Source organism: Ruegeria sp. YS9 (assembly GCF_024628725.1).
In the GTDB taxonomy this organism is placed as follows: domain Bacteria; phylum Pseudomonadota; class Alphaproteobacteria; order Rhodobacterales; family Rhodobacteraceae; genus Ruegeria; species Ruegeria atlantica_C.
This window is the reverse complement of record NZ_CP102409.1, coordinates 351139-372250: the sequence shown is the minus strand read 5'-3', so window position 1 is coordinate 372250 and position 21112 is coordinate 351139. Positions and strand designations below refer to the sequence as shown.

Here is a 21112-nt window from a genome sequence, read left to right as displayed (position 1 = left end):
AAAGCCAGCACAGGCAGCGGTCCCAAGCAAGTTCGAGCAAGGTAGATGCTCTTGTCGCGGTTCCGACACCAACACACATCGATCATTGTCCCTTGGAGAATGTCTCGTTATCTTTAACCAGCGAGGTTATCGAGCACCAATTTTTCTACGCACATTAAGGCAACGCCAAATTGACAGATAGTTTTCAACGAGCGATTCCACCGAGTTTAACACCGCGCCCCGGTGAAGACGTCGTGTACTACCGTGGAGAAATAAAGTACTCCGGGACTTTTCATGGTTACGACATCTACGATCAACCGATCGTAAAAAACAGTGAATCCGGCAGCACGGTCCCTCTGAATGACGTCTTCAGTGTGCGACCCGCAAACCCGGGCGAAAGGCTGGCAGGTTGCTATACTCGATGCTCCAGCCAAACGGTTATCCAGCAGGCGAGTAGCGAAGAGAAACACAAGCTTGATCTGCTACTCAACAAGCACATCGAACCTGGGCCTAAGTATATTGATCTAATTGAGGAAATCTGGCAGAGAGGTTATGAAGTTTTCTTGGTTGGCGGTTCAGTCAGAGACGTACTTAATGGTGATCAAGCCAACGACGTCGACCTAGTTTCTACTATTCCGTTCTACATTCTGTCATCAATCGCTGAGGCAATGTTTGGGCCTGGCGGATGGTCTAGGCATGAGAAAAACGGATTTATGAGCATTGGACGGAATGCTGGCGTTCGGAAGGCACGAAAGGGTACGCTAATAGATGTTAAGAACTTCTTTCTGCAGGCTCCGGGCACCAACGATGCCCAATTTGGTGCCGATCTAGACTATGATCATCGTCTTCGAGATTTTTCATGTAACGCTGTTTATTATGATCCTCTCAATGCCGTCTATGTCGATCCTTGCGGACACGGAATAGAAGACGCCAAGAAGAAAATCCTAAACGTTGTAAATGACCCAAGCCTGAGTCACCCTGTCAATCGTAAGGCTCATATTGCCATGCGAATGTTCAAATTTATGCATCGGACGTACTCTCCCACGGAAGACTGCATCAATACAATTCGAGAAATTTACCAACCCATGATGGACGGCTGCAAACCTGACGAGATTTGGAACCTGTTCTATCGGTCTATTCTAGGTAAAGTGCCGAAAGAGGAAAGAGGAGCGCTGTTTTGGGAGTCAAAGACGCTCATATTCGAAACAGGTTTTGGAGAAATTTGGGACACGTTTATCCAGCATAAAGAAGACGAATTTGGAGGCGGCTCATGAAAATTTACGTCCCACTCGTCGAAGGCAATGGCAAGTATCGCGCGCGGACGGAAGATGTTGATATCAGAGATTGGCGCGACGAAAACTTTTTGGAGCAGTTTGAGGAAGAGATTGTTCGGGAGTTCGATACGGAGACATCAACCGTATCCATCGATGGGACAGAATTCAAAAATTGCAGAGTTCATGTACCCAAGAATGAGAAAGTCTTTAGTCACTACATCATGTTGGACGAGGACTTTCGTCCGATTGACGAAAACAGCCCGAAACGTGGCTCAGATGACACGCTTCCTGACGCTGATTGGGTCTCCAAATGGCTAGTACGGTCACGAAACTCCGATGTCTTTTTTCATAATTACCAGATTGATCTACCATCGAAATATATTGCACCTGTAGTTGAGTGGGATGATGAATCTCAATCAACAATCACTCATCCGAGTACGATCAGAAGAGACTCCAGAATTTTGCTGGTGGGACAACCAGGAGCGGGAAAGACCAGCTTTGTACGTTATCTGACACAAGTATACTTAAATGAGGGTAGACGAAAACGGCGAAAGGCAGACCCTCCATTAGTATTCTATTTTCAGCTTAGAGATTTTGCTCATAAATCAAATGAGTTCGAGACGTGGCTGGTCTCAGAGGAGGAGCAAGCAGGCAGGAACCATGTTGTTAACATGGGGGCAGATGGAAAGACCCTCTTTGTTTTTGACGGGCTGGATGAGCTCAACGTAAGAGATAGGTCAGCATTCGGAAGCTGGTTGGAAGGTTTTTTGGAGAGCCGTCCGTCTTCAAGTACGATAGTGACATCAAGGCAACTAAAGTCACTTGATTACGGCCTCTGGGGTACGTTCAAAAAGGCAAAACTACATCCGTTCAGTCGAGCTCAGGTAAACGAGTATTGCCAGTTAGTTCTCGAAGACCCAAACTCCGCTAGGAGATTTACTCGTGTACTTGACGCGAATCCCGACTTGCGTGAGTTTTTGAAAAACCCGTTTTCTCTAAGTCTTGCGCTTGGCATGTTTCGGCTTCGCGGTTCTCTTCCATTTAACATTGGTGTGTTGTGTCGAGAGTTGGTAGCCCAGCTAATCGAAAGGTGGGATGCTCGGAGAGGTATAGATCGCGACACAAACATCTCGGTAGAGTCTATCCAATCCACACTGGGAAGGCTTGCTTATAGATTACAGTCCGTACAAGGTGCTCAATTCGAAGCCGAGCTGTTGGAGGGCATATTGCCATTTGACAGCGAGACCCTTGGCGCGCGCGCAATTCTGCAAGAAATAACTGACCGAACTGGTATTATTCAGGAGCTTAACCCAGACACTTGGGCATTTAGCCATCGATATTTTCAAGATTTTTTTTGTGCAAGTTACCTGGTCGAACGCGCCAGTGGTCTAGGGGAAGAACTGAATTTGCACGGGCGAGACGGAAACTGGGTCGATGTTTGGCGACAGGTTGGACAGCTCTGCCAAGATCCAGAGTTTTTCGCACTTTCTCAAAGTCGTAGCTCTTCGGATGCGATAAAATCAGTTGATCGGATGGTCTCTTCGATACTTTCGCATGATGGGCTGAGTAAGTTGGAACTCATCAAGATTGTTGATGGACTAACTGAGGAGATGATGGTCGATGGTTCCAATCTCCCTGATTTCTTTGAAACCGATTTTGGGGCTGAGTTAGATTGCCGGTCCCTCGATGAGCAATCGGTTTTGATATTGGCTAAGACTGTTACACACCTCAGTTACCTCAGAGATACTAGTGCGGGACGGCACTTGCTCGAAAAACTTGAAGAGATTTCCCCTCGCCACTCGAGCTTTGCCGAAGTTGCGCGGCTCATCCTTCTTTCTCCTACGGGTGCAGTGCCGGTAATCCAGTTGGCCAATTTGCAGATACATTTTGAGAGACTAGCCTGACTGGGCCGTCTTCGCGGGCGGCCCAGTGCTGCCGTTGAGCGACACTCGCCCATGCTTCGCTCACAGCCCGAATTTCTGAAGTTGGCCACATTAGTCGACAACTGTGACTAGCAATAGCGCGTGAACTCCTGAACTGGTCCTACCTTTCCTCAGCTATTCGATCACTACATAGAAGGGATCACTTCGGCTAACCTGAATACCGTCACGCTTTCGTATGACAAATGCCTCGACGAAATGAACTCCACGAAATTCGAGGTTTTCCCAACGATCACCACCAGAATTGGAACCGACGAACGATCCGCGAAGCTGGCCTTTTGCAAGGGCTTCTTCCCCGGTGTTTGTGACGCGCCACTCGATCCTATAGTCCTGCCCATTGAGGGGCATTCCAGTGGCAAGTCTCGCAGTGAATTTCAATTTCATTTTCTTGGCAACAACGTCGCCGCTGCTCACGTCACAGACGGTTGCGCCCCCGCGCGAACGGTGTAGTGTTGCCGTAAGATACGCCGAAAACAGATGGTTTCCTACTGCCCGCCAAGTTGGTTGTGAAAGATATGGAAGATTCGAGAGCGTGCAGGGTATCGCTCGTGCGCCATACTGTTTCACTAAGTCGACAACGTCGCCAACAAAGCCTATTGCCGTAGCGGGTAAGGCTCTTACGTCTTCGCGAAGATGATCAACCGCTTTCGCCGTGACAGATTTTGCCTGCTGTTCGCCTTCTATCTTGCCGAAGTCATCTCCAAACACACGCCGCCACTTTGATATACTCTTGTTTCTGTCGGTTTCCTCAAAGGCGTCGTCGATCCAGGCGCGATATTTGTTCACCTTGTCTCGAAAATTCGAATATTGGTCGTCGGTCCAGCAAACGGCAAAATCTTCATTGCTGAACGGGCTGGATACCTTAGGTTTTACAGGCCTGACCTGCAACCAAGTATCAAGACGCTCAAACATCGTTCTGAGTGCACTAGGCGTATCGGCGAAGTCGGCAGTGCCCTTGTCGTTCGCTTGGATTTGATGGGCAAGCAAAGTGGTGAGACAGACTGACGAACACGTAAAAGTGGTCTTAATATCTCGCAGGTACTTAGGGTCAGGATTCATAACCAGTAGATGACGAGCGCGGCCAGAGCGATGGCAGAGAGGAAGACCTTTGGGCAACGGTCGTAGCGGGTTGCCACGCGCCGCCAATCCTTCAGCCTGCCGAACATGATCTCGATCCGGTTTCGGCGTTTGTATCGACGCTTATCGTATCTGACGGCTTTCTTGCGCTGCTTTCGTCCAGGGATGCAGGCGCGTATCCCTTTGTCTTGCAACGCTTCCCGGAACCAATCGGCATCGTAACCGCGATCCCCGAGCAGCCAGTCGACCTTTGGCAGGCTGCTGAGCAACGCCCGCGCACCGATGTAGTCGCTGACCTGACCGGCGGTGACGAACAGGTTGAGTGGGCGGCCTTGGCTATCGCAGATGGCGTGCAGTTTGGTGTTCATGCCGCCTTTGGTTCGACCGATCAGGCGCCCACGCCCCCCTTTTTCGCGGCCAGACTGGTCGCTGTTCGATGGGCCTTGAGGTAGGTCGCGTCGATCATCACGGTCTTCTGTTCGCCGTGTTCGGCGGCCAGACCCGCCATCATCCGCGCAAAGATGCCTTTCTCGCTCCAGCGCTTCCAGCGGCTGTAGAGCGTCTTGTGCGGACCATAGGCGGCAGGAGCGTCACGCCAGCGCAAACCATTGCGATTGATGAAGATAATCCCACTCAGGACGCGCTTGTCATCGACACGTGGCTTGCCGTGCGACTTCGGGAAAAAAGGGGTAAGCTTGGCCATCTGCTCATCGCTCAGCCAGTAAAGGTCGCTCATATCACCGCTCCGTTTTTGGGGCCGTGAATCACGTCATGCGCGGGAAATCAATGCGTCCTGACCCTAGGCCGCCTTCGAAGATCGACCATCTACCAGATCGGACCAGGATGACTGTTTGATCTTCGCGCGGGAAACACTTACGCCCAGAGGGTTGGGCTCGGAATAAGATGTCGTGCTCTGACCCACAATGAGGGACTGTTGAAAGCCTAGGCTTACGTTTGGTAGTTTGGGCCATTCTAAAGTCGGTTACACAGTTACAATACGACATATAACCCATTGCTTTATAATACTTTGTCGGGAGTTCGAGTCTCTCATCACCCACCATCCTTTCCCCAAAAATTTCTGCGCTGTTCCGTATCCGGGGCCAATCATCATTGAGGCCGGTCCTGGACATCTATCGCGAATAGAACCCTTCTCTCAGTTCCTGTCTGAGACGCAGGCGCGGGGGGTGTTCTTTCAGAAATCGTTCGGGGGGCTTGCCTTCCCACACTTGCGCGTAAACCCGCATCTTGTTGCCGCCATAGATCTTTTCGAGGTCTTCATCGGAATAGCCGCGCGCCCAAAGATCATCGGTGATTGCCGCAAGTATCTTGGCCAGTTCACCGTTACCGGTGGCCCCCTTGTTGAAGGCGTCGATCATATAACCGCCATCATCATACATGCTTGCGTTTTCAGTGGCGAACTGCACGACAAGCTCGGTCGAGAACATATCATCCGTTGCGATCCCGACGTGGTCCACTCCGACAAGCTGGACATAATAATCAATCATGTCAGCGGCCTGTTTGGGTGAGATATCTTCAGGCCAAACGCCGTCCATCATCCATTCGGTGAATGTGGGAGAAATGTACCCCCCCGATTTGGCCGCACGCAGGGCCTCGTCGTCGGGAATGGCCCGATAACACCCGCGTGGCGTCGCACCGGGTTCGTTCGCGTAAAGGCCGGCGGGGACTGAGTGGGTGTAGACGTAGGGCACGCCCGGATAGTTCTCGTCCATGTAGTCCATGGCGTCGTTGGCTGTTTTGGATCCGGTGTGGCTCAGGTCAAGCAGGATACCGAACCGCACCATTTCATCGATGACCGACTTCCCCCAAGGTGTCAGACCGATGTCGCGCCCGTTATAGGCTGCCAACTGTCCCGACCCGGTGCGGAAGATATCGTTGTAGGCCAGGATCATACTCTTGATCCCCATATCCTTTAGCAAGGCCATCTTCTTGAGGTCGCCGTTCAGGATTGTGGCAGTTTGGCTGTTCCAGATGACGGCCGTCTTGCCTTGAATATGGGCGGTCTCGATATCACGGGTTTCGTTCACGATCAGGTAGTTTTCCGGCTGCTGCGCCATCGCCGACCGGAAGTGGTAGTGCTGATCAAGAAAGGTCTCAAAAGACATATCCGCTGCGGCCAGCGTCATCTCGTGACCTGTTATGCCGTTGTCCCGAGCGCGCGCGAAGTAAATGTGCAGCTGTTCGTCTTCAGTCCACCCGGTGCCGTAGGGACTGGCCAACATGCCAAGCACGATTGTGTCCTTCACAAATTGCTTCGCCTTATCTGACGCATCCCATGTCTTGCTTTCCTCGCTCGCGTGCAGGGCGGCACCGAATACGATTGCAATGGCGCTTGCGGCCAACATAGTTTTCATGACTGAGCCTCCCAAATTGGCTTCGTGTGAGTTGCAGCTTTCGAGCCGCATCAAAAAACGATCCGGGTTCGCAGGCTGAACAGCGTGATGCTATCCTGATTGGGGTTCAGCAGCGGATTGGAGATGAACTGTAGCGACGGCGTGATTTGCAGCCCGGGTGAGATCGAAAAGCGATAGAATGCTTCCAGCGTGAACTGATCGCCGTCGATGTTTCTTGCCTCGGCCCAGTTCAAACCCAAGCCGGCCAGATCTGTGTTTCGACCGTAATAGCCCAACCCGACAGAAACCGAACGATCATACAGCGCTGCCGTGCCTTTCGACGCCCCTGCCCGAAAGAACGGCATCCATTTGTTGTCGACAAACCATGCCGCGGAAAACACACCCCCGTAATCTTCTGCACGGCTGCCATCGTCGGCCGCATCCGCATGCCAGAGGGTCAGGTGGATATTGTCGAAATAGATGCGATCAAAGCCCGACGTGTAGCCAATTTCAAACGATTTGAAGAGATTGCCATCGCTGAACACGTCAAGACTTGGATCAGACGGATCGGCGTTTGCGTCTGCAACGCTGGCAACGGCATAGAAGTTTTCGTTCAGCTTTATCCCACCGGCAATGCCAATTCCCTGGTTGGGCGTGTTGATTGTCGGGTTGGTGTTGAACGACAGGTTTTGGAACCCGCTGTAGGGGCTGACCAACCCATAGATATCCACAAAGTCCGTCACATCAATCTGGCCGACTTGCAGCGTCCACGCGCCGTTCTCGGCCCTTTGGGTCCAGAACAGGTTGGTCAGCAGCAAACCGTTGTCGTTGAAGGCAGTCCCGGTGATCGACAATGCGCCTCCGTCCAGCCCGAGGAATTGCGGGGCAACATCGGTGTATCCGTGCCGATCTTCGATTTTGAATGTCAGAGAACCCCGCTCGGTTGCCTGCCAACTGCCGTAGACGCGAGCGATTCCACCTGCGGCTTCGCCAGTTCCCAAATCAGCGTTCGTGGATTGGCCCAACGCCAGGTAATCCACGTTGAAACGAAACCCGCCCTCGGCCAGCCGGTCTTTCCACCGAAACCAACCCGGCGCGATATTGCGCGGAAACTCGGAACGGTATTGCGGATCGGTCAGGCCATCGCCAGGTTTCAGCTCGGCCTCGACCGAAGAAGGCCCGGACAACCCCTGGGCAGACGCCATACCCGCGCAGGCAATACTCAATGCGGCAACAAGGCGCCCTATCATTCCGACGCCTTTGCGCCGCCGGTTTTGCGATTGCCGGCAGCTCGGACGCGATCGGCTGCACGCTGCCTCCATTCCAGACCGTCGGCCTTTGTTTCCAGCGTTTCAACGCTGTCCGTCTCCAATTTGAAGGTCGCATTCATCGGCACAGGCCCATCCACGACCATTATGTTCTGAACCGAGGGTTCAATCGTCAGCGTACCAGTGAGCCGAACAGGTTCATGGAAGTAACTGGGGGCCCAGTCGCCGTTCAACCGCACCCGGATCATCTGATTGGGCGGAGGCGGAGGCATGTGGCTGCACATCCCGCGTTCTGGTACCAAATACGCCACTGCTCGCCCGTCCGGATCGTTCGGCGCGGGAATGGCAAAGCCCGTCAATGTAACCGTCTGGCCATTGAATCGCGGATTTCCCCTTGTTCCTGCCTTTTTTCGCCGCTCTTTCACATCCTCGCGCTGATCGAGCAGCCAATCGACATCAACGCCACCCTCGGCCAAGGCGTCTTCGGTCTCGGTCAGAAGCTCTTGCCATTTCTGTCTTTCCTCGACGCTGCCGACATCCTGCTGCAACCTGCCGCGCAAGCGCACGACGAAAAGGACATCGTCAAACTGTTCAGGGCTGAGATCACGATAGGGGTCATCAAACACCTGCACGGACGGGTCCGGAAGGTCAGACCAGTCAAGCGTCGCATGGGGCGCTGCCATTGCGGAATGACCGCTCAGGACCAAGCCAGCGAAAACTGCGGCGCAAAACCAAGGGACCATGAAATCTCTCCAACCGTTTTTGGGGTCACTCCAGCGTGTTCTTGTATATCACACCGTCCTTCATAATCAGTCGGATCGTTTCCGGGCTTTCCGGCCTCGTTTCGGCGCCAAACCATTGATCCCCGGTTCCAACGACGGAAAAGTCTGCAAGCGGGTTTCCGTCGATCAGCAGGATATCAGCATAGGCCCCTTCCTCGATCACACCCAGTTTTCCGGCCGTATACGGGTTCATGAAATCGCCGGACAGCGCCACGATCTCGCCGCCGATCGACGTCAGAGTAACCATCGACTGATAGGGCCCGAAAAACTCATTGTTCAGGTGTTTCTCATAGGCAATCTGGATATTGCAAGCCTCGACTGAACCAACACAATCGGTCTGGAATCCCCGTTTCACCGGGCATTCCTTCATATTGTCGATATAGCCTGCAAATGTGGCCGAGGCGGATTGTGCCTTGGCCAGGCTCGACGGCACGTTTGCCACCGCCGGAATGTCCAGCAATCCGGGGTCGAAGGCCGTCAGGTTGGTGGTAATGTAGGCCCCTTTTTCGTTCATGACCCGGGCAATGTCACAGTCGAACGAGAATCCATGTTCGATCGACATCACACCTGCGTCGAGCGCTGCGAGGATTGCTTCCTTGCGATAAGAATGCGCCATGACATAACTGCCATACTCATTTGCCACTTGCACGGCGGCTCTGATTTCCTCGGGAGATCCGGCCAGCAATTGCCAGGGGTCGAAGGCCGAGACGACGCCCCCGGATTGCATGAATTTCAACTGTGTCGCACCCATTCGGAAATTGTTGCGAGCAAACCTGTAAACGTCATCCACGCCGCTGACTTCCTGCGCCATGTTCAGGCGGCTCATGTTGGTCTCTGAGCCCGGCGGTGCAGTAAAATTGGCAAAGTCAGCGTGACCACCTCGCGTACCGATGAACGCACCTGACGGAAAGAAACGCGGGCCGTCGATTTGCCCCGCCTCAATTGCCCGGCGCAGCCCGCCATTGGCCCCACCTGCATCCCTGACCGTGGTGAACCCCTGCATCAGGTACATTTCAGCCATTCGTGCGCCATGAATGGCAAAGTCTTCCCATGTCACGTTGGCTTCCATCGCGGGCAGAGTGGGCCCCATCAGCATCAAATGGGCGTGGGTCTCGACAAAGCCCGGGCTCAACGTCCGCCCTCCGCCGTCAATCACAACGGCATTGGGCGCGTCGACCGCTTCGGTTGAAACAGTCTTGATCAGGTTGCCCTCGACCAGAACATTGGTATTCTCGATACGCTGTTCATTCACGCCATCAAAGACGTGTACATTGGTGAACAGCGTTTGAGGATCTTCTTGATCCTGAGCCAGCGCAGCCGCCGAAAAACCAAAAGCTGCCGCAACCATTACCGCCGGGCCAAGGGACATTCGCATGCTGGTCATAGGTTCTCCCTTCACATTCACGTTTTGCCAAGTGTAGCCCGAAAACTCTTGGGCGGGTTGCCACTTTTGGACTAACATGTGCGAATGTGGCCGTAAAAAGGGCCACTGAACGAAACCATTGGTTCAAACAAGGGTGACGGGCGTGCCACTCGGTTCTACTTCTGAAGCGCATAGCGAAGGCTTTATCCGCCTCGCGCTGGCCGCCCCTTTTCTGCAATATCTCACCGACCGCAGGATCAATCCGCAACCGGCCTTGGATCAGGTCGGCTTGAAGGCCGACCTGCTGTCCGACCCATCTGTCTATGTCCACTCAGAACTGGTCTATGGTCTGTTGAATGCCTTCTCCGAATTGTCAGGGGATCGATACATTGGTCTGAATGTAGGAGAGACGTTTGACCTGCAAGGATGGCCGCCATTCGCCCGGTCGCTGCAATCCTCGAACACGCTGTTCGAGTTTTTTGCCCGGTTCGTCAGGCTTGTGCCACAAGAGTCAAACGCCGTGCGGCACAGCCTTGTCGTGGAAGCTGACAAAGCGATCTATCGGATCGAGCGGCAACAGGAACCCAACGTTCCGCCGGTTCAGGTTACCGGGTTTGGGGCTGCCATCTATGTGCGCCTGTTGCAAAGCATGGTGGGAAATGCGTGGGATCCGTCCCGAGTGCGATGGGAAAGCAGATACATCCTTGGCTTGCCTCTCGACTACAAGGGTATCGAAGTCGGCCTTGGAACCAACCCCGGAATGAAGATCAGTTTTCCCGTGGAATGGTTGTTTTTGCACCATGCGGCAAAGGATCCCGAAGCGCCGAAAACCACGACCCGGCACAATGAAGACGTAACCGTGGTGGCCGCTTTGCGCTCTGTCCTGCGTGGAAAACTGGACGAGTCAGAACTGGGGCCGGAGGTTGTGGCCGGATTGCTGGGTATCCAGCCCGAGCGGTTCCTGAAAGCACTTCACAATCATCAGACAACACTTCCCCGAGAACTGAGGCGGCTGCGGGTCGATGTCGCCAAGGAGTACCTCAGAGACAGCAAAAAGACAGTTGCCGAGATCGGCCTCATGCTTGGCTATTCCGACAAGTCCCACTTCACTCGATTTTTTCGAAGCCAGACCGGAGTGACGCCAACCAAATTCCGCCTTGGATAGGAACTGCGCTGCGAATGGGCGGATTGGCGTTCCACTGCTTCCCTCATGTTTGTCCACCAAGGGATGGCAAGGGTTGAAAAAGCAATTGCCCCATGGCCCTTTTGGCGACGCATGCCTGTTTTGGCTTGATCGAACGTGACCTTGAAAACGGCAAGAAAGGATATGCCCTTGAACCGTCCCGCAGTTTGTGCAACTTCAAATCGCTGACAACACCAGGCATCTCTGGGAACTTGTGCGCTTGGTGGCAATGCAAGACGGCGTCTTGGTGCATCTGCGGATTGGAAAATGCGCTTCGGTTATACTGAAGATGTCAGGAGTTCGAGTGTCTCATTACCTTCCTTTTTGCCTTCAAAGTCTCGACACTCAAACAGGGTTGAACCGCCGAAGCAGGGTTGCAACCGGTTGCAAGTTCAGGTCGATGATGCATAATGCTCGGGCAATGCCAAACTTACCTGCTTTCCTGCCTCGCTGTAATCGGAGTCCCGCAGCGTGAGTGTGACCCTGAAAGACGTGGCCGCCTTGGCCGGCGTTTCACGCTCTGCCGTGTCGCGCACCTTTACCGAAGGTGCCTCGGTTTCCGCAAAAACGCGCAGCAAGGTTGAAAAGGCGGCCCGTGAGCTTGGCTACAGCCCCAATGCTCTGGCTTCGTCTCTGACGACCGGGCGCACCAAGCTGATCGGATTGATTTCGAACAACTTTCACAACCCGATTTTCCTGGAAGTCTTCGACCAGTTTACACGTGCCTTGCAGGAACGCGGCCTGCGCCCGCTGATCGTGAACCTGACCGACGAGACCGAGCCCGCCAATTCCGTGCGCATGCTGCGGCAGTACTCGGTGGATGCGGTGATCGTCGCCTCGTCAACCCTGCCGCCCAGCTTTGCCAAGGCGTTCCACGACGCGGGTGTGCCGGTGGTGCATACGTTCGGACGGTCGGCGACCTCGCCCGAGGTGCATGTGGTCGGGATCGACAATGTGGAATGCGGGCGCATGGCCGCGCGCGAGCTGGTCGCGCGGGGCTATGCCAGCGTGGGCTATATGGGCGGGCCGGTCGATGCGACCTCGTCGCTGGACCGGCAGCGGGGCTTTATCGAAGAAATGGCCAACCATCCGCATATTCCGGTCAGCCACTCCTTCGCCGGGGCTTATTCCTTCGAAGCGGGGCGGGCCGAGATGTTGCGCCTGCTGGCCGGTGACCCGGCGCAGGCCTATTTCTGCGGCGACGACATCCTTTCGATCGGGGCGCTGTCGGCGCTGGCTGATCACGGGCTGAAACCGGGTTCTGACATCGGGATCATCGGCCTGAACGACATGGAGATGTCGCGCTGGGAATATATCAACCTGACGACCATCCATCAGCCGATCAAGCAGATCATCACCTCGTCGGTCGATCTGGTGGAAGAGATGCTGAAAACGCCCGACCGCTACCCCGAGGCGCGGATTTTCCCCTGCCGGGTGGTCGAGCGGGGCACGTTGCGGCCCCGCCCCTGATCAGCGGAACATCGGCGGGCGCGCGTCCTGCCAGGCACCATCTGCTTTGCCCGACGCAACAGCCGCGTGGACCGCGGCGATCGATCGCACGCCATCCGCCGCGTTGGGCAGCCCATCCCGGCTTTCACCGCGGATCGCATCCGCCAGATCGCAATAGATATTGGCAACGGCCAGCGGGAAGCCTTCGGGGTGCGCGATGGCGACCCGAGACAGACGCATGGCGTCGTCATGCAGGCCGCCCTCGCCCTTTTCGATGATCTGGGTGCGCCCACCGACCGGGGTATAGATCAACTGGTTGGGTTGCTCTGACGCCCAGCGCAAACCGCCGGTTTCGCCAAAGACCTGTATGTCAAAACCATGCTGGCGCCCGATCGCCACAGAAGATGTCCAAAGACGCCCGACCGTGCCGCCTTCCATACGGAAGTTGATCATTGCATCGTCTTCCAATTCCCGGCTTGCGATCGTTGAGGCCATATCGGCCGAAAGCGTCTTCACCTCATCATCGCAGATAAAACTGGCCATATGCAGGGCATGGATACCGCAATCGGCAAACTGCCCGGAAACGCCTGCCATCGCAGGATCATAGCGCCACCGCACACGCGGATTGTCCGCATCGGTGGCATCCCCGTGGTGGCCATGGCTGAAATTGGTCACCACAAGACGCACCTGTCCGATTTCGCCCGCGCGCACCATCGCGCGGGCCTGACGCACCATGGGATAGGCCGAATAGCAGTAGTTCACCGCGCAGATCTTACCCGAAGCTTCGGCGACGCGGACTATTTCCTCACCCTCTTCCACGGTCATGGTCATCGGCTTTTCGCACAGGACATTGAAGCCTGCTTCAAGATACGCCTTGGCAATCTCGAAATGGGTCGAGTTGGGTGTGGCGATGGTCACCAGGTCAACCCGGTCTTCACGGTTTTTCTCGCCTGCCAGCATCTCTTGCCAGTCGCCATAGGCGCGATCGGCCGCAACGCCCAATCGCTGCGCGTATTCCCGGCCCGCTTCGGGCCGGTGATCCAGCGCGCCAGCGGCAAATTCAAACAGCCCGTCAGCCTGTGCCCCCAAGCGGTGCGCGGGGCCAATCTGGCTGCCTTCACCACCACCGATCATGCCCCATCTCAACTTAGCCATGGTCATTGTCTCTCATTAGAACTTTTAGGTTGAGCGATCAGAAATCGCGGATGTCTTTCCACTGCCGCTGCTCTGACGACGCCAGGGCGGCAGCAAGCACGCGGTTGACCTCATGCCCGTCGCGAAAGGTGGGCCAGGTGGCTTTTCCGGTGTGGATGGCCTGAAGAAAGTCTTTGGCCTCGATAATGATCTGGTCCTGATAGCCCGTTCCATGGCCCGGGCCCTGACAGAAGGGCTCGTAATCCGGATGCGCCGGGCCGGTCAGGATCTTGGCAAACCCGCGCGTGGCTTCGGGCCCTTCCCGCTTATACAGCCACAGCGCGTTCTGGTCTTCCTGATCGAAGCGGATCGCGCCCTTTGTTCCCGATATTTCATAAGCATAGCCCATTTTTCGCCCCGTCGCGACGCGGCTGAAATACAGGTTGCCCATAACCCCGTTTTCGAACCGGCACATCATCTGGGCGTGGTCGTCGTTTGTCACCTCACCACCAGGTCGGGTTTTGTGAACCGTTTCAACATCCGCCATCACCTGTGCGATGGGTCCAACCAGTGCCAACGCACCGTTGACCATGTGCGGTGCCAGATCTCCGATTGTGCCATTGGCCATGCCCGTCGTGCGCCAGGTCGCCGGAGCGCGTGGGTCGGCATAGAAATCTTCGGTGTGCTCCCCCCGGAACCAAGTGACATCCCCAATCTCTCCGTCGGCGATCAGCTGCCGGGCGAATTGGCTTGCGGGCGTGCGAATATAGTTGAACCCCACCATGTTGACCGCACCCGAAGCCTCGGCAGCAGCAACCATAGCCTGACTGTCCGCAAGCGACGCGCCCAATGGCTTTTCACACAGAACCGGTTTGCCCAGTGCAAAAGCCGCTTCGGCAATCTGACGATGCGTGGATTGAGGCGAGGCGATGACGATTGCCTCGACCTGTGGGTCCTCAACCAATACACGCCAGTCGTGGGTCGCGCGTTTGTACCCGTAGGCTGTCCTGTAACGTTCAGCGCTTTCGGGGCTGGAGGCACAAATGACCTCGAGCCGGGGTCGCAATGCCGTGTTGAACACCGCACCGACCGCAGACATGGCTACGGAATGGGCCTTGCCCATATAGCCGCCGCCGACGATTCCAATTCCGATTTCAGGCATCTGTAACGGCTCCGAACATATCATTTGCAACCGGTTGCAAAATCAGTATCGTGTGAATCGATTCAACGCAAGGTCCAAACTTTGCCGACCCCACTCTGCCGGAGGACAAAACTTGAGCGCTTTGATGGATGGTATCAAAGGAAACCGCTTCGCCGTTCTGGGTCGCGCAGGTATGGACCTGTACGCCGACCCGATCGGCGTCAGAAGCGAGGATGCCGACACTTTCCATGCCGATCTTGGCGGGTCTTCCGCCAATATTTGTGCCGGGTTGGTCAAGTTGGGCAGTGAGGCGTCGCTGATCACGTCCGTCTCGGATGATGCGATCGGACGGTTCTGTCTGAACCGGTTGCGGCATTACGGCGTGGGCACATCCTATATCCGCGTTTTGGGCGGCGAATACCGCATGTCTCTGGCGGTGTACGAAAGCCGGACCGAGGATTTTCAGAATGTGATCTATCGCAACGGGGCCGTTGATTTCCAGGTCACCGAAGAGGACATGGACAGGGTCGATTATCCGTCTTTCTCGGCAATCATCTCGGCTGGAACGGTCTTTGCGTCCGAACCGTCGCGCAGCGCCACATTCCGGGCATTCGAGAACGCCCGGAACGCAGGTCTGCCGATCATCTTCGATATCGATTACCGCCCCTACAGCTGGCCCTCGGCCGAGGTGGCTGCCGAAGTTCTGTCGCGGGCAGGTGACGCCAGCGACCTGATCGTCGGCAATGACGAAGAGTTCGGGTTCATGGCCGGCGGCATCGAAAAGGGGTTTGCCAAGGCCCGGGAACTTGCTGAAAAACCCGGTCGGATCGTCATCTACAAGATGGGTGAAAAAGGCGCTGTCACGTTGGTGGACGGGCAAGAGCTGCGAACCGGTATTTACCCGGTTACGGCTGTCAAACCCAACGGGGCCGGCGACAGTTTCATGGCCGGTCTGCTGGCCTCGATCGCAGCGGGGCACGATCTGAAAGACGCAGTCATGCGCGGTTCGGCCTGCGCGTCGATCGTGGTGTCGCATCCCGGTTGCGCGCCCGCCATGCCGACGACCCCGGAACTGGACGCGTTCCTCGCTTCTCATCCCGGCCCGGCCACATAGGAGAACCCCATGCATATCGCGCCCTACGACAACCAGAACAAACCCATCGTCGATGTCGATGACCCGACCGTGCCGCTGAACTATTTCAACATCGTCAAGTTGAAGCGGGGCGAAGCCTTTGAATACCAGGTCCCGGGATACGAGACCTGCATCGTGCCCGCCACCGGCAGCGTCGACGTGGAGGTCGAGGGCGTGCGCTTTGCCCATCTGGGCAACCGCGGCGAAGATGTCTGGGATGGCGAGCCCGAAGGCGCCTATGTTCCGTCGGGGGCCAGGGCGCAGATGGTCTGCGTCTCGGACACGGCCGAGGTGTTCGTGGCCGGCGCCAAATACGACAAGGTGCTGGACCCGTTCGACGTGCGCGAGCATGACCTGGTGCAATATGGCAGCGACGACACCAAGACCCATCGCAAGATCAAGCATATCCTGGGCCAGAAACAGCATGACAAGGTCGGTCGCCTGTTGGTGAGTGAGCTGTTCACCGTGGGTCAGGGCGGCTGGTCGGGCTTTCCCAGCCACAAGCACGACACCAACCGCCTGTCGGACGAGACCCGGCATGACGAAACCTACAATTTCCGTTTCAAACCCAACTGGGGCTCGGGCCTACAGATGCTGCAACGCGAGGACAACGAACCGGGCGATGCCTATCACATCGTCGATGGCTCGACGATCTGCATCGACAAGGGGTATCACCCCTGCTGCGTGCTGCCGGGATACGAGATGTATTACTTCACCATTCTCGGCGGGCTGACCCAGCGGTCGCTGGTGCAGTACTTCCAACCCACCCATGCCTATCAGATCGAAACGATCCCGGGCATCAAAGACATGATCGCCAAATTCAAATGACCCTCGCTACGCTCAAAGACGTCCTGCAACCGGCCTATGAACAGGGCTATGCCGTCGGCGGCCTGGTAACGCTGGGCTGGGAGGACATGCGCGCCTATGTCGCCGCGGCCGAGGCCGAGAATGCCCCGGTGATCCTGCAAGCCGGCCCCAGCTGCCGTGAGCACACGCCGCTGCCCGTTCTGGGCAAGATGTTCCGGTATCTCACCGAAAACGCCTCGGTGCCCGTCGTGGCGCATCTGGACCACGGATATACGTTCGAGGAGTGCAAGATCGCGCTGGACAGCGGGTTTACCTCGCTGATGTTCGACGGATCGCGCAAGCCCTTGCAGCAGAATATCGACGAAACCGCCGCGATTGCCGAAATGGCCCATGCCGCCGGGATCTCGTGCGAGGGCGAGATCGGCTTCGTCGGCTATTCCGGTGGTGAAGGCTCGGCCGGGACCGACCCGGAAGAGGCAGCGACCTTCGCCACCCAGACCGGCGTGGATGCGATGGCGATCTCGGTCGGAAACGTCCACCTTCAGCAAAACAAGGAAGGCGGGCTGGACGAGGACCGCATCCGCCGGATTCAGGCCGTGACCAACGTGCCGCTGGTGATCCATGGCGGATCGGGCGTGCCCGTGGAACAGCGCGCGCGGCTGGCGCGCGAGACCTCCATCTGCAAGTTCAACATCGGGACCGAGCTGCGCATGGCCTTCGGCACCGCCCTGCGCGCGGCCGTGAACCGCGACCCCGACCGGTTCGACCGGGTGACGATCCTGAAGGAAACCCACGATCCGGTCGTGGCTGCCGCCCGCACCGTGATCCGCGCCTTTGGTGCGCCGCCGCAGCGCTGACCGTCCCGGCCTGAGCCGTTCTGCAAAACACGTAGGCGGCTTCTAGTCGTCGCGCCCCGGATCATTGGGATTGCTGGAAAACAGGGCGATCTTGTTGCCCTGTGGGTCCCGCAGATAGCTGACATAGAAACGCGGCCCGTACATGGCGCGAAAGCCCGGCTGGCCCTCGTCCGACCCGCCGGCGCGCAGCGCGGCGGCGTGCAGGTCGCGCACCTGCTGCTGATTGCGCGCCTCGAAGGCGACCATCGCACCATTCCCGGCCGAGGCCGCAGCCCCGTCAAACGGTGGCTTGACATAGAATTCCGGCAGAACCGGCCGCTGGTCCGGCGGCACCGGCAGGGCGAAACTCAGCCCTTCTGGGCCTTCCTCCAGCGCATAGCCGAGATCCGGCAGAAAGGCGCAATAGAACCGTTTTGCGCGCGCGATGTCGTCCGCGCCGACCGTGACATAGGCAATCATGCCGCATCTTCCCTTGCCGGGTGTCGATCCGTCAACCGGCACCAGCGCATCGGCGCACGTCGATTCCGGACGGGGAAGACCCCAAGGCCGTCAGATCGAGCCGCCCTCGACCATGAAATTCCCCGCGCTGCACATGGCCGCGTCATCCGAGGCCAGAAACAGCACCATCCGCGCCACATAGACCGGGTCGATCGGGTCGGGCAGGCATTGGCGGTCGATCTGTTTGGCCAGCGCCTCGGGCGTGACCCACAGGTCTTTCTGGCGCTGGGTCATGATCCAGCCGGGCACGACCGTGTTGACCCGGATCCGGTGATCGCCCAGCTCGCGCGCCATGGTGCGGGTCAGGCCATGCACCGCCGATTTCGCGGTGGCATAGGCAGGGAAACCCGCACCGGCCTCCCACCACGAATTCGACCCGATATTGATGATCGACCCTGCGCCCTTGGCGATCATTCCCGGTGCCACCGACTGAATGGCAAAGAACATGTGGCGGATATTGGTCGCCATGCGCTCATCCCAATAGTCAGGCGTTACCTCGCGCCAGTCGTGCCGGTCATCCCGGGCCGCATTGTTCACCAGAACATCCGCGTCGCCCAATTCTTCCACCAATTGCCCTATTGCGGCGTTCATCTCGTCAATGTCGCGCAGATCGCATTGGGCGAATGCATGCTCTCCGTCCAGCTCGGAAAGCAAAGCAAGCCCGGCATCGGCGTTGAGGTCCAAAAACCCGACCTTTGCCCCCTGTTCGGCAAAGGCCCGAACGGTTTCCGCGCCAATTCCGCCGGCGCCTCCGGTGATGAAAACCGTTTTTCCTGCAAGGCTTGGGTAATTGGCAAAAGTATGGCTCATCCGTCACGCTCCATGATCCATTCGACCTCGGGGGCTGGAACGAATCTCCATTTCCGAAGCGGCCCGGCCATGACGTTCAGGTAATACATCTCAAACCCATAGGGTGCACCGCAAGGGTGATGGCCACGCGGGACGGTCACAACGTCGCCATCGGATACCGCCATCGTCTCATCCAACTGGCCGTCATCGGTGTAAACCCGCTGGATCCCAAATCCGTTCGACGGGTTCAGGCGGTGGTAGTAGGTCTCTTCCAGATATGTGATGCGGGGATAGTCATCCTCGTCGTGGCGGTGACTGGGATAGGACGACCAATGGCCATTCGGCGTGAACACTTCGGTCACCAGCAGGCTGTCGGCGTAGTCCTCATTCTCCATGGCGATGTTGTTGATATAGCGCGTGTTCACGCCCTTGCCGCGTTCAGTCAGCGTAATGCCATCCGGGCCGATGCGGCGCGCCTGATGACCGCCTTTGCCGGGCGCTGAACACACTGCGATGACACAATCGGTCTCGGCCACTGCATCCCATTCCGTTTCGTTTGGCAAATACAGGCAATGTGGCGGCGTCTTTTCAAAGACGTTCATCCGGTCACCCATAACCCCCCAATCCTGGCCGGCCCCGGTGATCCGCGCCTTGCCTTCGACCATCACCAGAATGACCTCACGATCCGCGGTCACTTCGTTTGCGCGATCCCCTGCCTTTAGATGATAAAGCCCAAAGCCCACGTATTTCCATCCCGCGCTGGCCGGAGTGATGTCATGTACCTTGCCGTGGGTTCCAATCGGTTTCTTCAGCAGGTCTGCCATTCTTGTTCTCCTTCTTGGGCGGGCCCCGAGCGCCCGCCTGTGTTGAATTCAGGCAGCTTGCCTTTGGTTCCGGGCCGATAGGGACTTGGCCAGCTGCGCCTGGGTCCACCCTTCCGCAACCGCGTGACGCAGAATATCCGCCTGGCTTTCCGGCGCATTGCCCCCGACCGGGGGGTCCGTGTCCAGATTGGTCGGGAAGGGATAGCCCTCAGCCGTGGCCGCAATTGCGGCCTCCAACTGCGCTGCGTCCAGCGCCCCGCGCTGTTTCAAGGCGATCAGAGACGGGAACACCGCCACAGACATCGCCCGCCGATCCACCGCCTCCATCGCGCGCCCGAAGGCAGATGAGATTTGCAGCAGGTTTGCCATGCGATTGATGTCGGTGCTGCTGTTCGCGCCCGCCGCATGGAACAGCGCCGGATTGAAGAACACCGCGTCACCCTTTTCCAATGGCAACTGGATACAGCTGTCTTCGAAATGCGCCCGGTGTGCTTCATCGTGGAACGCCAGATAGCCCGGCGGGTAGAGCTGCGAGAACGGCAACAACTTGGTCGGCCCGCTTTCCACCGGCATGTCACAATGGGCAACCGCCCCTTGCAGGGTCAGCGAGGCCGTCACCAGATGCGCCTGTGCCGGATACCGGGCCGCGCTTTCGGCGCTTTGAAATCCAAGGTGATAGTCCCGATGCGCCTGTTGCGCCTTGCCACCGGGGCGCACCTGATTGACCTGAGCAGTCACCTGATAGTTCGGCCCAAGCCATGCTTCACAGGCCGCCGCAATCGCCGTGTTCCCGAAATAGAGAGCAAAGCCCTCGGGGTCGCGCAGGCACTGTTTCTGCAATGCGTTCCACACCCGGTCATTCGCGCCGGACGCGGCAAAGTGATCGCCCTCACCGGCGCCACCCTGGCGTTCTTCTTCGATGATTTCACGAAACACATCCGTCGCCCGATCAATGATCGACGTATCCGGGTACGCCCCTTTCAAGGCGATCACACCGGCGGATCTGCCCAGCACCCGGCCCCATTCCGCCAGCAAGGCCCTACGCATATCAGGCTGTTCCAAACCGGAACGCAGTGCCTGCATATCATAGACGGGCACGTTCTTTTCGACCGAGGCGGCAAAAGGCACCGTCTCGGCGGAAAGAGACTGAGAGGTCAACACCTTGAATTCATCCAGATCACAGGATTCCCGGTCGAAATAGCCGACGAAACCGAGTTCTTGATTTACCATGATTTTTCTCCTCTTTCATGGCTTCGGTGTTGCC

The 21112-nt window shown here is 57.0% G+C and carries 19 protein-coding genes; 7 read left to right on the top strand and 12 right to left on the bottom strand.

The window, feature by feature from the left end; genetic code table 11:
- Positions 1 to 170 precede the first annotated feature (170 nt).
- Positions 171 to 1253 (top strand): hypothetical protein, encoded by a 1083-nt coding sequence (locus NOR97_RS01950; protein WP_257600043.1) that lies wholly within the window; start codon positions 171 to 173, stop codon positions 1251 to 1253.
- Positions 1250 to 3157, top strand: coding sequence for an NACHT domain-containing NTPase (locus NOR97_RS01945; RefSeq protein WP_257600042.1), 1908 nt, complete (start codon positions 1250 to 1252; stop codon positions 3155 to 3157). The genes NOR97_RS01950 and NOR97_RS01945 overlap by 4 nt, the downstream gene beginning before the upstream one ends.
- A 153-nt stretch (positions 3158 to 3310) precedes the next feature.
- Here NOR97_RS01945 and NOR97_RS01940 read toward each other — a convergent pair whose 3' ends face one another.
- From NOR97_RS01940 to NOR97_RS01915, 6 genes are all read right to left on the bottom strand, one after another.
- The gene (locus NOR97_RS01940) at positions 3311 to 4105 is read right to left on the bottom strand and encodes a hypothetical protein (RefSeq protein WP_257600041.1); all 795 of its coding nucleotides are present in this window, start codon (positions 4103 to 4105) and stop codon (positions 3311 to 3313) included.
- A 143-nt stretch (positions 4106 to 4248) separates the two neighbouring features.
- A protein-coding gene (locus NOR97_RS01935; RefSeq protein ID WP_257599340.1) for an IS5 family transposase occupies positions 4249 to 5006 on the bottom strand; the annotation gives its coding sequence in 2 pieces (ribosomal slippage) (positions 4249 to 4682 and positions 4682 to 5006; 759 coding nt in all).
- Between the two features lie 394 nt (positions 5007 to 5400).
- Positions 5401 to 6642, bottom strand: a complete 1242-nt coding sequence (locus tag NOR97_RS01930; protein WP_257600040.1) for a dipeptidase — start codon at positions 6640 to 6642, stop codon at positions 5401 to 5403.
- A 50-nt stretch (positions 6643 to 6692) separates the two neighbouring features.
- A complete protein-coding gene (locus NOR97_RS01925; protein WP_257600039.1) occupies positions 6693 to 7871 on the bottom strand; it encodes a carbohydrate porin in 1179 nt (392 codons plus the stop codon).
- Positions 7868 to 8632 carry a DUF3299 domain-containing protein gene (locus NOR97_RS01920; protein ID WP_257600038.1) on the bottom strand — a complete coding sequence of 255 codons (765 nt, stop codon included), beginning with the start codon at positions 8630 to 8632 and terminating at the stop codon, positions 7868 to 7870. Before NOR97_RS01920 ends, NOR97_RS01925 begins: the two co-directional genes overlap by 4 nt.
- Before the next feature lie 25 nt (positions 8633 to 8657).
- Positions 8658 to 10055 (bottom strand): amidohydrolase family protein, encoded by a 1398-nt coding sequence (locus NOR97_RS01915; RefSeq protein ID WP_257600037.1) that lies wholly within the window; start codon positions 10053 to 10055, stop codon positions 8658 to 8660.
- A 142-nt stretch (positions 10056 to 10197) separates the two neighbouring features.
- Here NOR97_RS01915 and NOR97_RS01910 point away from each other — a divergent pair, with 142 nt between their 5' ends.
- Both NOR97_RS01910 and NOR97_RS01905 read left to right on the top strand, forming a co-directional pair.
- Positions 10198 to 11199, top strand: coding sequence for an AraC family transcriptional regulator (locus NOR97_RS01910; protein WP_257600036.1), 1002 nt, complete (start codon positions 10198 to 10200; stop codon positions 11197 to 11199).
- Between the two features lie 489 nt (positions 11200 to 11688).
- Complete coding sequence (locus NOR97_RS01905; RefSeq protein ID WP_257600035.1) at positions 11689 to 12687, top strand: LacI family DNA-binding transcriptional regulator; 999 nt, start codon at positions 11689 to 11691, stop codon at positions 12685 to 12687.
- Here NOR97_RS01905 and NOR97_RS01900 read toward each other — a convergent pair whose 3' ends face one another.
- Both NOR97_RS01900 and NOR97_RS01895 read right to left on the bottom strand, forming a co-directional pair.
- A complete protein-coding gene (locus NOR97_RS01900; RefSeq protein WP_257600034.1) occupies positions 12688 to 13821 on the bottom strand; it encodes a Gfo/Idh/MocA family protein in 1134 nt (377 codons plus the stop codon). It lies immediately after the preceding gene.
- A gap of 37 nt (positions 13822 to 13858) precedes the next feature.
- Complete coding sequence (locus NOR97_RS01895; protein ID WP_170347341.1) at positions 13859 to 14962, bottom strand: Gfo/Idh/MocA family protein; 1104 nt, start codon at positions 14960 to 14962, stop codon at positions 13859 to 13861.
- 124 nt (positions 14963 to 15086) lie between these two features.
- Here NOR97_RS01895 and iolC point away from each other — a divergent pair, with 124 nt between their 5' ends.
- From iolC to NOR97_RS01880, 3 genes are read left to right on the top strand one after another with little or no spacing between them, the layout of a single operon-like run.
- Complete coding sequence (iolC, locus tag NOR97_RS01890; RefSeq protein WP_170347340.1) at positions 15087 to 16055, top strand: 5-dehydro-2-deoxygluconokinase; 969 nt, start codon at positions 15087 to 15089, stop codon at positions 16053 to 16055.
- Between the two features lie 9 nt (positions 16056 to 16064).
- Positions 16065 to 16901, top strand: coding sequence for a 5-deoxy-glucuronate isomerase (locus NOR97_RS01885; protein WP_257600033.1), 837 nt, complete (start codon positions 16065 to 16067; stop codon positions 16899 to 16901).
- Positions 16898 to 17737 carry a class II fructose-bisphosphate aldolase gene (locus NOR97_RS01880; RefSeq protein ID WP_257600032.1) on the top strand — a complete coding sequence of 280 codons (840 nt, stop codon included), beginning with the start codon at positions 16898 to 16900 and terminating at the stop codon, positions 17735 to 17737. The genes NOR97_RS01885 and NOR97_RS01880 overlap by 4 nt, the downstream gene beginning before the upstream one ends.
- Before the next feature lie 42 nt (positions 17738 to 17779).
- Here NOR97_RS01880 and NOR97_RS01875 read toward each other — a convergent pair whose 3' ends face one another.
- From NOR97_RS01875 to NOR97_RS01860, 4 genes are all read right to left on the bottom strand, one after another.
- The gene (locus NOR97_RS01875; RefSeq protein ID WP_257600031.1) at positions 17780 to 18196 is read right to left on the bottom strand and encodes a VOC family protein; all 417 of its coding nucleotides are present in this window, start codon (positions 18194 to 18196) and stop codon (positions 17780 to 17782) included.
- Between the two features lie 90 nt (positions 18197 to 18286).
- The gene (locus NOR97_RS01870; protein WP_257600030.1) at positions 18287 to 19045 is read right to left on the bottom strand and encodes an SDR family NAD(P)-dependent oxidoreductase; all 759 of its coding nucleotides are present in this window, start codon (positions 19043 to 19045) and stop codon (positions 18287 to 18289) included.
- A complete protein-coding gene (gene iolB, locus NOR97_RS01865; protein ID WP_257600029.1) occupies positions 19042 to 19848 on the bottom strand; it encodes a 5-deoxy-glucuronate isomerase in 807 nt (268 codons plus the stop codon). The genes NOR97_RS01870 and iolB overlap by 4 nt, the downstream gene beginning before the upstream one ends.
- A gap of 48 nt (positions 19849 to 19896) precedes the next feature.
- Complete coding sequence (locus tag NOR97_RS01860; protein ID WP_257600028.1) at positions 19897 to 21078, bottom strand: phytanoyl-CoA dioxygenase family protein; 1182 nt, start codon at positions 21076 to 21078, stop codon at positions 19897 to 19899.
- Positions 21079 to 21112: the final 34 nt, after the last annotated feature.

Bases quoted from the DNA above. Each gene is read 5' to 3' on its own strand.
- NOR97_RS01945 (WP_257600042.1), top strand. From the start codon at position 1,250: ATGAAAATTTACGTCCCACTCGTCGAAGGCAATGGCAAGTATCGCGCG.
- NOR97_RS01940 (WP_257600041.1), bottom strand. From the start codon at position 4,105: ATGTTTGAGCGTCTTGATACTTGGTTGCAGGTCAGGCCTGTAAAACCT.
- NOR97_RS01930 (WP_257600040.1), bottom strand. From the start codon at position 6,642: ATGAAAACTATGTTGGCCGCAAGCGCCATTGCAATCGTATTCGGTGCC.
- NOR97_RS01925 (WP_257600039.1), bottom strand. From the start codon at position 7,871: ATGATAGGGCGCCTTGTTGCCGCATTGAGTATTGCCTGCGCGGGTATG.
- NOR97_RS01920 (WP_257600038.1), bottom strand. From the start codon at position 8,632: ATGGTCCCTTGGTTTTGCGCCGCAGTTTTCGCTGGCTTGGTCCTGAGC.
- NOR97_RS01915 (WP_257600037.1), bottom strand. From the start codon at position 10,055: ATGACCAGCATGCGAATGTCCCTTGGCCCGGCGGTAATGGTTGCGGCA.
- NOR97_RS01900 (WP_257600034.1), bottom strand. From the start codon at position 13,821: ATGGCTAAGTTGAGATGGGGCATGATCGGTGGTGGTGAAGGCAGCCAG.
- NOR97_RS01895 (WP_170347341.1), bottom strand. From the start codon at position 14,962: ATGCCTGAAATCGGAATTGGAATCGTCGGCGGCGGCTATATGGGCAAG.
- iolC (WP_170347340.1), top strand. From the start codon at position 15,087: ATGGATGGTATCAAAGGAAACCGCTTCGCCGTTCTGGGTCGCGCAGGT.
- NOR97_RS01885 (WP_257600033.1), top strand. From the start codon at position 16,065: ATGCATATCGCGCCCTACGACAACCAGAACAAACCCATCGTCGATGTC.
- NOR97_RS01880 (WP_257600032.1), top strand. From the start codon at position 16,898: ATGACCCTCGCTACGCTCAAAGACGTCCTGCAACCGGCCTATGAACAG.
- NOR97_RS01875 (WP_257600031.1), bottom strand. From the start codon at position 18,196: ATGATTGCCTATGTCACGGTCGGCGCGGACGACATCGCGCGCGCAAAA.
- NOR97_RS01870 (WP_257600030.1), bottom strand. From the start codon at position 19,045: ATGAGCCATACTTTTGCCAATTACCCAAGCCTTGCAGGAAAAACGGTT.
- iolB (WP_257600029.1), bottom strand. From the start codon at position 19,848: ATGGCAGACCTGCTGAAGAAACCGATTGGAACCCACGGCAAGGTACAT.
- NOR97_RS01860 (WP_257600028.1), bottom strand. From the start codon at position 21,078: ATGGTAAATCAAGAACTCGGTTTCGTCGGCTATTTCGACCGGGAATCC.